The sequence below is a fragment of the Bradyrhizobium sp. AUGA SZCCT0177 genome (assembly GCF_018130125.1).
Lineage (GTDB): Bacteria > Pseudomonadota > Alphaproteobacteria > Rhizobiales > Xanthobacteraceae > Bradyrhizobium.
Map to the genome: position 1 here is coordinate 25,778 of NZ_JAFCMA010000043.1, position 14,452 is coordinate 40,229.

General features: G+C 62.6%; 12 protein-coding genes. 4 read left to right on the forward strand and 8 right to left on the reverse strand.

What is annotated here, in order from left to right; translation table 11 throughout:
* Nucleotide 1: 1 nt before the first annotated feature.
* Both JQ597_RS33520 and JQ597_RS33525 read right to left on the reverse strand, forming a co-directional pair.
* Nucleotides 2-490: a hypothetical protein gene (locus JQ597_RS33520; RefSeq protein ID WP_212269690.1), complete on the reverse strand. Its 489-nt coding sequence runs from the start codon at nucleotides 488-490 to the stop codon at nucleotides 2-4.
* A gap of 180 nt (nucleotides 491-670) precedes the next feature.
* Nucleotides 671-2,392 carry a cation:proton antiporter gene (locus JQ597_RS33525; RefSeq protein WP_212269691.1) on the reverse strand — a complete coding sequence of 574 codons (1,722 nt, stop codon included), beginning with the start codon at nucleotides 2,390-2,392 and terminating at the stop codon, nucleotides 671-673.
* Nucleotides 2,393-2,743: 351 nt separating this feature from the next.
* Between JQ597_RS33525 and JQ597_RS33530 the strand changes: the two genes are divergently transcribed.
* Together JQ597_RS33530 and JQ597_RS33535 are read left to right on the forward strand one after the other, a co-directional pair.
* The gene (locus JQ597_RS33530) at nucleotides 2,744-3,988 is read left to right on the forward strand and encodes an aminotransferase-like domain-containing protein (protein WP_212269692.1); all 1,245 of its coding nucleotides are present in this window, start codon (nucleotides 2,744-2,746) and stop codon (nucleotides 3,986-3,988) included.
* A 1-nt stretch (nucleotide 3,989) separates the two neighbouring features.
* Nucleotides 3,990-4,889, forward strand: coding sequence for a DMT family transporter (locus JQ597_RS33535; RefSeq protein WP_349628931.1), 900 nt, complete (start codon nucleotides 3,990-3,992; stop codon nucleotides 4,887-4,889).
* Nucleotides 4,890-4,912: 23 nt separating this feature from the next.
* Here the strand turns inward: JQ597_RS33535 and JQ597_RS33540 are convergent, their stop codons facing one another.
* Together JQ597_RS33540 and JQ597_RS33545 are read right to left on the reverse strand one after the other, a co-directional pair.
* Nucleotides 4,913-5,956, reverse strand: coding sequence for a lactonase family protein (locus tag JQ597_RS33540; protein ID WP_212269694.1), 1,044 nt, complete (start codon nucleotides 5,954-5,956; stop codon nucleotides 4,913-4,915).
* Nucleotides 5,957-6,080: 124 nt separating this feature from the next.
* A complete protein-coding gene (locus JQ597_RS33545; RefSeq protein ID WP_212269695.1) occupies nucleotides 6,081-7,361 on the reverse strand; it encodes an amidohydrolase family protein in 1,281 nt (426 codons plus the stop codon).
* A gap of 336 nt (nucleotides 7,362-7,697) precedes the next feature.
* Between JQ597_RS33545 and JQ597_RS33550 the strand changes: the two genes are divergently transcribed.
* A complete protein-coding gene (locus JQ597_RS33550; protein WP_212269696.1) occupies nucleotides 7,698-7,934 on the forward strand; it encodes a hypothetical protein in 237 nt (78 codons plus the stop codon).
* 88 nt (nucleotides 7,935-8,022) lie between these two features.
* Here JQ597_RS33550 and JQ597_RS33555 read toward each other — a convergent pair whose 3' ends face one another.
* Nucleotides 8,023-9,195 carry an acetyl-CoA C-acyltransferase gene (locus JQ597_RS33555; protein WP_212269697.1) on the reverse strand — a complete coding sequence of 391 codons (1,173 nt, stop codon included), beginning with the start codon at nucleotides 9,193-9,195 and terminating at the stop codon, nucleotides 8,023-8,025.
* Between the two features lie 101 nt (nucleotides 9,196-9,296).
* Entirely contained in the window at nucleotides 9,297-10,115 is an 819-nt protein-coding gene (locus JQ597_RS33560) for an aldo/keto reductase (RefSeq protein WP_212269698.1), read from the reverse strand.
* A 136-nt stretch (nucleotides 10,116-10,251) separates the two neighbouring features.
* Here JQ597_RS33560 and JQ597_RS38175 point away from each other — a divergent pair, with 136 nt between their 5' ends.
* Nucleotides 10,252-10,380, forward strand: a complete 129-nt coding sequence (locus JQ597_RS38175) for a hypothetical protein (protein ID WP_283813476.1) — start codon at nucleotides 10,252-10,254, stop codon at nucleotides 10,378-10,380.
* 10 nt (nucleotides 10,381-10,390) lie between these two features.
* Here JQ597_RS38175 and JQ597_RS33565 read toward each other — a convergent pair whose 3' ends face one another.
* A complete protein-coding gene (locus tag JQ597_RS33565; RefSeq protein WP_212269699.1) occupies nucleotides 10,391-10,804 on the reverse strand; it encodes a hypothetical protein in 414 nt (137 codons plus the stop codon).
* Between the two features lie 145 nt (nucleotides 10,805-10,949).
* Nucleotides 10,950-14,423, reverse strand: a complete 3,474-nt coding sequence (locus JQ597_RS33570) for an indolepyruvate ferredoxin oxidoreductase family protein (RefSeq protein WP_212269700.1) — start codon at nucleotides 14,421-14,423, stop codon at nucleotides 10,950-10,952.
* Between the last annotated feature and the right edge of the window lie 29 nt (nucleotides 14,424-14,452).

Genomic DNA, 14,452 nt, shown 5'->3' on the forward strand with positions numbered 1-14,452 from the left:
TTCAATCCGGCTGGCGCATCGCCAAACCCAGGACGGCCCCGCACAGGGCGCCCGCCGCTCCGCCGACGCCCATGGTGCCAAGCGCGCGGGCCGCGTAAACGGTCTCGTGCGGCTTCAATGTCAGCAGCACCAGGAGCATCATGCTCAGCGCTCCCGCGGTGAAGCCGACGGCAGTCAGTCCCGGTACGCGCCTGCCTTGCCATCCCGCGGACGAATAGGCCGCGACCGGCAGGGCGATCAGTGTGGTCGGCGCCGCGAGTAGCGCGCCGAACGAAATACCGGCGAGAGCGAGGAACCTCAGAAAGTCGGGAAACGGAAAATCGATTCCGTCGATCAGATACATCGGCACGACCAGCATCAGCGCTCCCGCCAGGCCGCCGAGCGGGGCGAGCAGCAATCCGATGGCGAGCGCCTTGGCTGCATCGCTCCCGCCCGTCCGCGCGAAAGGCCGAGCCTTCCGGGCCGGCGCTTCACGATCGGACCGGATCATTTCGACGCTTTCCTTCGGTTGAGACGAGTGTTCGCAGCCGCCAAAAGAATGGCTGCTCGCCGTGCAATATTCAGTGTCGGTTGTATTAAGTTCGGTTCAAATGCAGAGTTGGGAGACTCTGATCCCCCGCGGCGCCTGTCCGTCATCTCTCCGCTTACGGAGATAGAGCGACAGCCAGCCTTACGGCAGCACTTCCTTGCGCTCGGCGAGCAGTGCATCCATTTCGGCGCGCTTGTCTCCCAGCAGGTCGGCGGCGGCGGCCTCGATCACGGTATAGAGTTCGTGAGCATCGCTGAGCCGGGTCACGGTGACGTAATCGGCGCCGGCTGCGTAAAGGTCGTTGACGTCGGACAAGAGATCCGCGGTCGCGACGATTTTTGCGGTCGGGTTGAGGGTGCGCACGTGCCGGACCAGTTTCTCGTTGTTGGCGCCCTTCAGGAGCGAATCCGGCACGCTCAGGATGATCAGTTCCGACTTGCCGATACCGGCATGGAGCAGCGTATCGACATTGCTGATATCGCCATAGATCACGTGCAGACCCCGATCGGCCAGCGTCCGGAACACATTGGGATTGAAATCGATCACGGTGATCTGTTCGAGCACGAGCGGATTTTGCCGCTCGATTTCGGCGAGCAGCGCGCTCGCCGCGCGGAAGAAGCCGAGAATGACGATACGGCGTGCCTCATGGCCGCCCTCATGTCCGGCCTCGCCCTGGCCGTGATCGAGATCGCGCAGCCCGATCTTCTTCATTGGACCGATCAGAGCCCGCGTGATCTCATCGCTCTTGCCCATCACGAAGGTGCTGATCACGGCCAAAATGACGAAGGCGAACGACGCCGCGCTCGACGTCTCGGTCCCGATATGGTTCGCGACGACACCGGTCTGGATCACGACCAGCGAAAACTCCGAGATCTGCGCCAGATTGATCGCCGGCAACAGGCTGGCGCGCAGACCCTGCTTCATCAGATAGAGCGGCACAAATGTCGTCACCACGCGGCTCACCACGGTGAAGGCCGCAATCAACAGCGCCAGCCCTATCACCGACGGGCCGGGAATGGGAATGGTCATGCCCAAGGCCACGAAGAACAGCGTGATGAAGAAATCGCGCAGCGTCGTCACCTTGGCGGTGACGTCGAGCGCATAGGGGAATGTCGAGAGCGAGACACCGGCGACCAGCGAACCCATCTCGCGCGACAGATGCAGCTTCTCGGCAATCTCGCCGATCAGGAAGCACCAGGCCAGCGCGCCGAGCAGGATCAGCTCAGGGCGGCGCGCGATCTGGTGAAACAGCCGCGGCAGCACGTAGCGGCTCAGCACCAAAGCGGTCGCCACCAGCACGCCGACCCGGCCGATCGAGATCAGGATCACGCTCACCTGAAGATTGTCGAGGCTCGGCTGCACGGCGAGGAACAGGATCGCGAAGATGTCCTGCAGCACCAATACACCGAGCGTGATGCGGCCGGGCAGCGTATCGAGCTCACGCTTCTCGTACAGCACCTTGACGATGATAACGGTTGAGGAGAGCGCGCAGGCGACGCAGAGATACAGCGCGTCGAAACGCCCCGCCCCCATCGACAGTCCGATCCCCCAAAAGAACAGGATCCCGAGCAGGCAGCCGCCGACCAATTGCCCGCCCGCGGCGAACAGGATGACCTTGCCGGCGCGCACGATCTTTTTCAGGTCGATTTCCAGCCCGATCATGAACAGCATGAAGATCAGGCCGAGTTCGGAGATGACGTGAATCGAATCCTTTGAATGGACCCATTTCATGCCGAATGGACCAATCAAAAACCCGGCGATAAGGTAAGCGAGGATCAGCGGTTGCCGGGTAAAATGCGCCAGCAAACCAAGCACCCAGGCAAACAGGATGCATAAAGTGATATCGCCGATAAGCTCGTGCATATTTCCTGACTTTTCCTCATTGCAACCTAGAGGCCGGGGCGCAATGGTCAAACGAGCAATGTGTCACATCCGCCTAACAGGTCTCTTTCTAGCGATTCTTGCCTGCCTGTCGATCCTTTACTGCCCGGGAGCGCAGGCGCAGGCGGCCGGCAGTATCCGGCAAAATTTGGAAGGGTTCCTGACGGCGAACCCCGCACGCACCCCCGCTATATCGGGCAGCATCGATAGCAGACATTCCGCTTTCATCCCCCGGCGGCGACCGATTAAGATCATCGGCAAGAACTAACCAAACTACCGGAGGGCCGCGCCAGCGGCCTTCTCAACGAAAAACAAAACGGGAGTGAATGTCCAATGTCTACCGCATCAATCTTTGATTTCGCACCATTGCTGCCGGCCGGATTGCCGGCGCCGGCGGCGCGGTGGACGGGTCTGGCCAAATACAGTTTCGTCGGCGGCAACAATGATCCCGACCAGGTGCCGGTCGATGGCCTGATCGCGGCGATGACTGCCGTGCTCCAGCGCGAGGGCAAGACGCTTGCGACCTACGGCCTCGCCAGCGGCCCGCAGGGTTACCGCCCCCTGCGCGAATTCCTCACCAGGAAACTCAAGCGCGATGCCGGCATCGGCTGCACCACCGACGACGTCATGATCGTCTCCGGTTCGCTGCAGGCGCTCGACCTCGTCAACGCGACGCTGCTGGCGCGCGGCGATACCGTGCTGATCGAACAGGAGACCTATCAGGGCTCGCTGAGCCGGCTGACCCGGCTCGGCGTCAAGACGGTCGGCATTCCCCTCGACGACGAGGGCATGCGGATGGATGCGCTGGCGGCTGTTCTGGCCGACCACAAGCGCCGCGGCATCATGCCGAAATACATCTACACCATCCCGACCGTGCAGAACCCGACCGGCTCGATCCTGCCGGAGGCGCGGCGCGCCGAAATGATAAAACTGTCGCAGGAATACGGCGTGCCGATCTTCGAGGATGATTGCTACGCCGACCTGATCTGGAACGGCCAGCGCCCGCCCGCGATCTATGCGATGAGCAAGCAAGGCGGCGTCATCCATATCGGCTCGTTCTCCAAATCGATTGCGCCGGCGCTGCGGGTCGGATTCATCGTCGCGCCCTGGGAGATGATGTCGCGGATGCTGGCGCTGAAGACCGATGCCGGCTCCGGCGCGCTGGAGCAGATGGTGCTGGCGGAATATTGCACGCCGCATTTCGAAACCCACGTGCCGAAGCTGACACGCGGCCTGCGCGCCAAGCTCGATACGCTGATGGAGGCGCTCAACGAGCAGTTCGGCACATCAGCCGAGTTCGAGGATCCCAAGGGCGGCATCTTCCTGTGGGTCAAACTTCCCGACAATGTCGATACGTTGAAGCTGTATCAGGCAGCGCTGGCCGCCGGCGTCGCCATCAACCCGGGGCCGGAATGGTCGACCGACAAGTCCTATGCCGGCAGCCGCCTGCGGCTGTGCTTTGCCAGCCCCTCCCACGAGCAGATCCGCGAAGGCGTCGCCGTGCTCGCGGACGTCTGCCGCAAGGAGTTCGGTGTGCCCGAGCGAAGCGCCAATGTGGAGAAGCGGGCGCGCAGTTAAGGTGCGCGAGCGCACACCTGAGGTGACCGGCGCCGCCTCCCAGCATCGCCTCGGCATTGCCCTCGTCGTCGCTGCCGCCATCGCCTGGAGCACGGCGCCGTTCTTCACACGGCTGCTCGCCTATGATTCCTGGACCATCCTGTTCTGGCGGGGGTTGTTCGGCGGCGGCCTGATCGCGGCCATGATGGTGTTGCTGCAGGGTCGCGCCGGCCTGCAGGAGCTGACCAGGATGGGAAAAAGCGGCTGGCTGGTCGCATCGTATTCGACAGCAGCCATGATCGCCTTCATCCCTGCCCTGCAGCTGACCAGCGTATCCAATGTCGCGATCATCATCGCCACGGGGCCCTTCCTCGCCGCAGCGCTGGCGTGGGCATGGCTGCGAGAAATCCCGAGATTGCGAACCATGCTGGCGAGTGTCGTGGCGCTCTGCGGCGTTGCGATCATCCTCGGCAATGCGCGCGCCGGTTCCGACATTCTCGGCATCGCGCTCGCCATCTTCATGGCGCTGGCGATCGCCGCGATGACGGTCATGGTGCGACGGCACAAGGAGACGTCGATGGTAGCCGCCGCCGCGATCTCGAACATCCTGGGCAGCGTCGTCAGCATTCCGTTCGCTCACAACATAACTGGCGTCACCGGGTACGACCTGTTCATTCTTGCGATGTTCGGCTTCTTTCAGGTCGCCATCGGCCTCACGCTGTTCTTCCTCGGCTCACGCCTGTTGCCATCCAGCCAGGCGGCGCTGATCTCGACGCTGGAGACACCGCTGATGCCGTTTTGGGTGTGGCTGGCGTTCGCCGAGGTTCCCGGAATCCGGGTCCTCATCGGCGGCGCCCTTGTCATGGGCGCGGTCATTGCCGACATTATCGGCGACAGCCGCGCGCAACAGCAATCAGGCTGATCTGGCCGACCTGCCCCTCCGCTCTACCGCGACATGGCGACGATCTCGACCCAGTTCGGGTTCTTGCCCACGGCATACTCCTTGAGTTTGGTGAGTTTGCCGGTCGCCTTGTCGATCGCGCAACTCGTCATGCTGTTGGACAATTGGCCGACCGACAACAAATAGCGGCCGGTTGGATCGATGTTGAAACCGCGCGGCTGCTTTTCGGTCGGGTAGGAATCGATCGGTGTCAGCATTCCCGTCTTGGGATCGACCTTGAATGCCGCAAGCGTGCTTGTGGTGCGTTCGGAGGCGTAGAGAAATTTGCCGTCCGGCGTGAGATGGATATCCGCAGCCCACGGCTTGCCCTCGAACCCCCTGGGCAATGACGTCGCGACCTGAATTTCCTTACCCAGGGTACCGGCCTTGGCATTCCATGGGAAAACGTAGATCGACGCGTCGAGTTCATTGAGCAGATAGACGAACCGGTTGCCCGGCGCGAACACCAGGTGACGCGGACCGGCCTTGGCCTTGACGCTAACGGTCGGTGGATCGTTGGGTACAAGTTTGCCGGTCTTGGCGTCGAATTTTTCCTGGTACACGACGTCGCCGCCGAGGCTGGTGTGCAGCACGTAGCGGTTCGACGGATCGACCACGATGCAATGCGCATTCGGCTGCGTCGCCATGATCTGCTGCGCCGGCTGCACGACGCCGTCGAGGCCGATCGGATTGACCGTGACCTTGTTGCCGCCATAGGAGGCGCTGAGCAGGAACTTTCCGCTCTGGTCGGTGGCGACATAGGCCATCGAATCGGCCAGCGGACCGGGGCCCAACGGCTTCAATTTGCCGGTCTTGGCATCGATCGAAAAGCTCACCACCGAATATGGCTCGTTGCGCAAGCCCGCAAAGAGACGTTTCTTGTCGGGACTGACCGCCAACGGCAGCGAGCCTCCGGGTTTGGCAGGGCCCGGCACCGCGGTCGTTTCGACCGGTGTCAGTTCGCCGTTCGGCTTGAGTTCCAACACGTGGACGTCCTGGCTGTCGGCATTTCCGACATACACAAACGTCGCAGCACCCGCAGATGACATGAAAACCCCAGCTCCCAGCAAAGCAGCCACGCTGAATATCGCATTAAGACTCGCTCGTGCTCGCACGTTGCCTCCTCATTTCCGGTTGATCGAACAGCGGTTGCCGACGTGATGGATGCGCACCCTATCGCACCGCGAACGGCGCCTGATACGGCCTCCCGAACGGCACGCCGTTGATCACGGTCTGCACCGGTTTCAGCAGCAGCTTGCCCTCGCGCTTGTTGTTGCGGGTGTCGACGAACGAGACCTGCGCCTCCATCAGTTCCATGATCGCGACGTCGCCGGGCGCGCCGACCTGCAGCGTGCCGATTTTCGGTGCGCGGTTGATGATCTTGGCCGGCGCCGAGGTTGCCATCGCCACCACCTGCTCCACCGTAAATCCGAGCGGGATGAACTTGCTCATCACGTTCGGCAGATACGGCATGCCGGGCGAATTGCCGGAGAAGACGTGGATGTCGGACGAGATCGTGTCGGGCGGGCAGCCGCCCGCGATCGCAGGCTCCGCCACCGTGAAATCGAAACTGCCGCCGCCGTGCCCGACGTCGAACATCACGCCGCGCTGCTTGGCGGCAAGCGCTGCCGGCAGCAGCTTGCCATCCTGCACGATGTTGGTGAACACGCCGCCGACGTTCGGTGCGCCGGAATAGGCATGGGTCAGCACATCGCCCGGCCGCAGCAGATCGAGAATCTGCGACATCAACTCCTTGGTCTCGACGCCGCCGATATGCACCATCATCTTGGCCGGCCAGCCGCACATCTCGCAGGCCTTTATGGCCCGCTTCAGTGGTTCGAGGCCGTGCTTGGCGATGACATTCTCCGACATCCGGACTTTGACGCCGAGCAGGAAATCCGGATTCTCGGCCAGCGCCATGGCGCAGGCGTCGAGCTGCGCGTGGTCGATATTGTATAGTTCGGCGACCGGGAAACCCGACAGTCCATGATTGGCAATATGCACGAAGGCGTAAATCCGTGCGCGGGATTGCGCCACGATGTAGCGGCGCAGCGCGGCGATATTGTTGACGCCGGCGTCCCCCGCCGACACGACTGTCGTCGTTGCCTGGGCCTGCACCAATTCGTCGGCGGGAATGCCGATCGCCGAGCCATAGGGGTAGACATGGGAGTGCAGGTCGATCAATCCCGGCGTCACCAGTTTGCCGGCAGCGTCGATGGTCTTCGAGGCGCGTGCGGCCGGAATATCGGCCTCAACTGCCTCGATCATGCCCCAGCGAATGCCGATATCACGTTTTCCCCGCAACGACTGGCTGGGATCGAGCACATCGCCGCCCTTGATCACGAGGTCGAACTTGTCGTTCGGGCCCATCGCGGCATTGGCCGGTGCGGACATCGCAGCGACCGCGGCCGATCCTGACAGGCTCAGAAAATCACGGCGTGAAAACCCGCTCATGGCATCGCTCCCCCATATGATTTTTATGGCGCGATGATGCGCCGGGACCGGGCTCAACGCAAGTGCGCGCATGCCCACGATCAACCCACACGGGTATCAATGACCGTGCGGCCGGACGGTCCGTGGGATTGCGGTTGTCCAGAACGGCCGCGTGTAAACGCAACGTTTCGAGCGTGGGTTAATGGACTAAAGAAACTTGCTCGTGCACGGAACCAACGCACGCATTGCATCCGCAGATCCTTGCTGAACAGACATTCAGAATTCTCTTCAAGTTTCGTCGGAACGTTCCCGTCGATGCGCTGTTCTATCCTCGCTCAATTGAGAAGAGGACAAGTAATGAAGAAGTTTGGATTAGTTTTGGCCGCGCTTGGCGCGATCATCATCGGGCTGCCGTCGATTGCAAGCGCACAGACTGTTGTGATCAAGCGTGGCAGCGGTTATCATCAAGGCCATCACCACTCTCACGGTGCACGCGCCGAATACCGCGGGCATCGTGACCGCGGCTACCATCGCGGACATCGTGGTCATGGTCACCACAACAAGGTCGTGATCATCAAGAAGCATCGTTACTGAGGTTTATGCCTCAGACTTAGGCCTCAACGGAAAATGGCTCCTCGCGGAGCCATTTTCTTTGTTGGTATCGCCGGCTGATTGCTTCGGCTCACCTGTAGATTTCAAACAGGCCTGCGCCACCCTGGCCGCCACCGATGCACATGGTGACGACGCCCCACTTCGCCTTGCGACGACGGCCTTCCTGCAGGATGTGGCCGGTGAGCCGCGCGCCGGTCATGCCGAAGGGATGGCCGATCGCGATCGAGCCGCCGTTGACATTGTACTTCTCGGGGTCGATGCCGAGCTTGTCGCGAGAATACAGACACTGGCTGGCGAAGGCTTCGTTCAGTTCCCAGATGTCGATGTCGTCGATCTTGAGGCCATGGCGCTTCAACAGCTTCGGCACGGCGAAGATCGGGCCGATGCCCATCTCATCCGGCTCGCAGCCCGCCGCCGCCCAGGCAACGAAACGGCCGAGCGGCTGCAGGCCGCGCTTTTCGGCATCCTTGGCTTCCATCAGCACGACAGCCGCCGCGCCATCCGAAAGCTGGCTGGCATTGCCGGCGGTAACGTATTTGCCGGCACCCTTGACCGGCTCGAGCTTGGCAAGGCCTTCCATGGTGGTCTCGGGACGGTTGCACTCGTCGCGATCGACCGTGTAGTCGACGATGCTTTCCGCTTTCGTCGCCTTGTCGACCACCTTCATCCTGGTCTTCATCGGGACGATTTCGTCCTTGAACTTGTTGGCCTGCTGGGCGGCGGCCATGCGACGCTGCGATTCCAGCGAATACTCGTCCTGGTATTCGCGGCTGAGCTTGTAGCGCTCGGCGACGATGTCGGCGGTATCGATCATCGCCATGAAGATGTCGGGCGCGGTCTTGAGCAAATCCGGATCGATCGATTCCTTGGGCGAGCCGCCGCCGGGAATCGAGATGCTTTCAACGCCGCCAGCCACGATGCAATCGGCGCCGTCCGAGCGGATCGAGTTGGCGGCCATCGCGATGGTCTGCAGCCCCGAGGAGCAGAAGCGGTTGACCGAAACGCCGGCCGTCGACTTTGGCATGCCAGCGAGCAGCGCAGCCTGGCGGCCGATATTGGGCGCGCCATGCGCGCAATTGCCGAGATAGCAGTCCTCGACGTAGTCCTTCTCGACGCCGGCGCGCTCGACCGCGTGCTTGATGGCGTGGGCCGCCATCGACATCGGAGGGGTGATATTGAACCCGCCGCGGCCGGACTTCGCCAGCCCCGTACGTGCATAGGAAACGATAACAGCTTCACGCATTTTCTAGACCTCCCTTTGATGCCACCCAGTATGGACTGGACCTCAGCCCGTGTGTAGCGAAAAACCTTGAATTCCGGCGGACGGAAAAGGAGGAATCGCCTTCAATCCCACGCCGGCCCGAAGGCGGGATTTACACAACGTTTGTCCTTCGGCAAGGCCGCGATTGCTTTTCGATCGTCGTCATCAAGCCGCAGCTTCAACGCATCGAGATTGGCCTTTTGGCTTTCGGCGCGCGAGGCCTTCGGGATCGCGGCGACGCCGTCCTGGTCGAGCAACCATTTCAGCGCCACCTGTGCGGCGCTGGCATTATGCTTGCGCCCGATCGCGGTCAGCGTCTCGTCGGAGGCCACGCGGCCCTGCGCCAGCGGGCAATAAGCAACCAGCGGAATCGATTTGGCGGTGAGATATTGGCGCAGCTTTGTCTGATCCAGCATCGCGTGGTATTCGACCTGGTTGCAGGCAATCGGAGCCTTGATCTCCTCGACCACGGTTTTCAAGAGCGCGATGTTGAAATTGGCGACCCCGATGGCGCGGGTGCGGCCTTCCTGCTTCAGCTTCATCAGCGTTTCGAAGATCGCCGGCAGGTTCATATCTCGTGACGGCCAGTGCACCAGATAGAGATCGACCTGATCGAGCCGCAGCTTCTTCAGGGAAGCATCGAAAGCCCGGCGGATCGCGTCCGGCGCCAGGTTTTCGTTCCAGACCTTGGTGGTGACATGCAGGTCCTTGCGGGCGATGCGCGAGGCCGCGATTGCAGCGCCAATCGGCTCCTCATTGCCATACATTTCCGCGGTGTCGAGATGCCGGTAGCCCAGCGCAATCGCGCTTTCGACCGCGGCGCGGCAGCCATCGCCCTGCAGGCGAAAGGTGCCAAGTCCAAGCCTCGGCAGGGCAATGCCCTGCGTTTGCAGATTTTCCATTGAATGCTCCCGAAGGCGTAAAGTGTCGCGGGGAAGACGAAAGCCGCATGGACGGCATTGGATTGCGTGGGATAGATCGCTATAAATAGACTGCCCGCAAGGCGCTGGGCAAATCAAGATCAGGTCAGGGAGAGCGATGGGCAACGCGTTGCAACGATGGCTGGATTCGCATCAATTGCCGGCGATCGCCGCCGCCGTACTCGGCGTGATCACGACGCTCTCCGTGCTGATCGTGGCTGTCTTCTTTCTGATCGGAAAACCCTGAGCGACCGCCGCTATCGCTGCCAGTTGCAGATGCCGCCGGACCTGCACGGCCAGGTTTGAATCCGGGTATCGCGCGCCTGCGCATCGAGCGGATTGTGGCGCGGCTTCGCCAGCTTCGCACGCGCTGCGGCACGCGGCGCCTCAGTGCTGGTCTTCTCGGCCTGAGATTTGGCGACATCCGCCTTGCGTGGCGGCAGCTTGGGCCAGATCGTCGAATCCAGATCCGCCTCCGTGTCCTCCGACCTTGCCTCGATCCGAACGGGCCCGAACCGTGCCTCCGGCCCGATCCGCTTGGGCGACAATACGGCCCTGGGAAGATCAAGGCTGAGCAACTCACCCGGACGATACTCGGCCGCCGTCGCGGCGCCGGCCAATGCCAAAAACCCCGTGCAAACCGCTGCAGCTAAAGCGCTTTTCAGGACCATTATGGGCCTCCTGAAATGAATAAAAATAAAGGTAACTGAGACCATCATGTAGGAAGCCGGCAGGGCCTTTTCCAGCCGAAATTTTCGGCAAGGTTACCCGCTAACTACGCCGGCCGCGAAAAATCCGCGGCCGGTCGCCCGGAACCTATTCCGCGGCTTGCGCAACCGGCTGACCGATCGTGCCCTCCAGCCGCGCGCATTCCTGGCGGTAGCGCGCGACATTGGCCTCCTTGATGTGGCCGTAGCCGCGCACGAGGTCAGCCATTTTCGCCAGCGCCACCAGCCGCGGCCAGTCCTGCGGTTTGGCCGTGTCGAGGTGGCGGAGGATCATGTCAGAATATTCGCCCGGCAGTGCCCGCTCCATCCGGCGCTCGGAGGTATAGCCGAACGGATCGAACGCGGTGCCGCGCAGGAATTTGAAGCGCGTCAGGACATCGAACGCCTTGAGGATCCAGCCACCGAATTCACGCTTGCGCAAATGCCCGGTGACCTTGTCGCGGCGCGCCAGCAAGGGCGGCGCCAGGCTGACTTTGACGCTCGCGTCGCTGTCGAACTGCTCCTTCAGCGCTCTGGCAAATTCGCCGTCGGAATAAAGCCGGGCAACTTCGTATTCATCCTTGTAGGCCATCAGCTTGAACAGGCCCTTTGCAAAGGCTTCGGTGAGGTCCTGCGCCGCAGGCGAAACCTTGGCTTCGGCGGCACGCACCCGCGCGACCTCGGCAAGGTAGCGCTTCGAATAGGCCTCGTTCTGGTAGTCGGTCAGGAAGCCAGCGCGGTGCGCGATGGTCTCGTCCAGCGTCCGCTTGACCGGCGCGGCGCCCTGCGCCTTGAAGCGCGCGGCGCTGACCACACGTTGCAGGTCGTGCGCGGCAAGCCGGCCCCAGGAGAACGCGAGTTTGTTCATCTCGATCGCCGCGCCGTTGAGGTCGATCGCCTTCATGATCGCTTCCAGCGACAGCGGAATCGCGCCGCGCTGGAATGCAAAACCGAGCATGAAGGAGTTGGTCGCGATGCTGTCGCCCATCAGGGACGAGGCGAGACCGGTCGCGTCCAGAATATCGAGATCGCTGGCGCTGACGGCCTCGTTGAGCGAGTCCCGCATCGCGCCGGCCTGGAAGTCGATATCGGGATCAATGACAAAACTTGCGGTCGGCAGCAGATCGGCGTTGACGATCGCGCGCGTCAGGCCGCGCTCGGCCCGGCTCAGCGCCGGGATGCTGGTGGCGACGACGATGTCGCAGCCGAGAATGAGGTTGGCGGTGCCGGGCCCGATCCGGACATTGGCGAGATCGTTCGCAGACGGCGCGATGCGGACGTGGCTCATGACCGCGCCGTTCTTCTGCGACAATCCCGTGAAGTCGAGCGTCGAGCAGGCCCTGCCGTCGACATGCGCGGCCATGCCGAGCAATGCACCGATAGTGATGACGCCGGTGCCGCCGATGCCGGTGACGAGAATGTTGAACGCGCCGTCCAGCGCCGGCAGTTTCGGTAGCGGCAGGTCGGCGAACAGCGCTGAGGGATCAGCCGCGGTGCGATCGGCCTTCCGCAGCTTGCCGCCATGCACGGTGACGAAGCTCGGGCAAAAGCCTTCGATGCAGGAGAAATCCTTGTTGCAGTTCGATTGATCGATCCGGCGCTTGCGGCCGAGTTCCGTTTCCAGCGGCTGCACCGAGACGCAGTTGGAAACAGCCGAGCAGTCGCCGCAGCCTTCGCAGACGCGCTCGTTGATGAAGACACGCTTCGGCGGATCCGGATAAAGCCCGCGCTTGCGGCGACGGCGCTTTTCGGCGGCGCAGGTCTGGTCGTAGATCAGGACCGAGAGGCCCTTGACGTCGCGCAGCTCCTTCTGCACGGCGTCGAGCTCACGGCGGTGATGAACGGTGGCTCCCGCGGGGAAATAATTGCTGGGATATTTCTCGGGCTCGTCCGAGACGATCGCAAGCCGCTTGGCGCCTTCGGCGGAAACCTGATGCGCGATCTGCGACACGGTCAGGCCGCCCTCGGCCGGCTGCCCGCCGGTCATCGCCACCGCATCATTATAGAGGATCTTGTAGGTGATGTTGACGCCGGCGGCGGAAGCCGCGCGCAGCGCCAGTAGCCCCGAATGGGTGTAAGTGCCGTCGCCGAGATTCTGGAACACGTGCTGTTCGCTGGTGAACGGCGCCTGCCCGATCCAGGTGACGCCTTCGGCGCCCATATGCGAGATCGTCGCGGTGCGGCGGTTCGGCACCGAGAGCGCCATGCCGTGACAGCCAATGCCGGCCATCGCGCGGCTGCCCTCAGGCACTTTGGTGGAGGTGTTGTGCGGGCAGCCCGAGCAGAAATACGGCGTCCGCTGCAGCTTTGCAGCACCAATGCCCTCCGCGGGCCGGTCGAACGCTTCGAGCTTGGCGAGGCGCTGTTCCAGCGCCGGGCTGCGATGGCCGAGCCGGCGCAACCGCGCCACCACGGCCGCGGCGACCATGGTGGGCGTGAGTTCGCCTTCGCTTGGCAGCAGCATCGCGCCGGTCTCGTCGCGCTTGCCTACCACCGAGGGACGCTTCGAGGCATCGACATTGTAGAGGATGCGCAGCAGCTGATCCTCGATGAAGCCGCGCTTCTCCTCGACCACAAGTACGTCCTGCAGGCCTTCGGCGAACGCGCGTGCGCCGTGCTCCTCCAGCGGCCAGGTCAGCGCGACCTTGTAGATGCGCAGTCCCAGCGCCTGCGCTTCGGCGTCGGTAATACCAAGATCGGCCAGCGCCTGGCGCAGGTCGAGATAGGCCTTGCCGGTCGCCATGATGCCGAGCCGCGCCGGCTTGGAATCCAGCACGATACGGTCGAAGCGATTGACGCGGGTGAAGGCGGCGACCGCCTGCATCTTCGGGCCGTGAAGCCTGCGCTCCTGCTCCAGCGGCGCGTCCGGCCAGCGGATGCCAAGCCCGCCCGGCGGCATTTCGAAATCGGTAGGGATGATGATCTTGATGCGATCGGGATCGCTGACGATCGAGGCCGAGCTTTCGACCGTCTCGGAAATCGCCTTGAACCCGACCCAGCAACTCGAGTAACGCGAAAGCGCAAACCCAAGAATCCCGAGGTCGAGATAATCCTGCAGCGTCGCAGGGTTGACGACCGGCATCAATGCCGCCGCAAATACCTGTTCGCTCTGATGGGCTAGCGTCGAGGACTGGCAACCATGATCGTCGCCGGCCAGCGCTATCACGCCGCCATTGGGCGAAGTGCCGGCCGAGTTGGCATGCTTGAGCGCGTCCATCGAGCGATCGACGCCGGGACCCTTGCCATACCAGATGCCGAACACGCCATCGACCTTGGCACCCGGAAACATTCCGACCTGCTGGCTGCCCCACACCGCCGTCGCCGCCAGATCCTCGTTGAGGCCGGGCGCGAACTCGATGTTGTGTTCCTTGAGGAAGGATTTCGCACGCCACAGAGCGTGATCGTACATGCCGAGCGGTGAACCGCGATAACCCGAGATGAAGCCTGCGGTGTTGAGTCCCTGCGCGCGGTCGCGTTCGCGCTGCAACATGGGCAACCGGACCAGTGCCTGCGTACCGGAAAGAAAGATGCGTTTCGCATCCAGCCGGTACTTGTCGTCCAGCCCAACTTCCATCAACGCCATTTTTCGCTCCCCGTCGCGCTTTTCTGTGC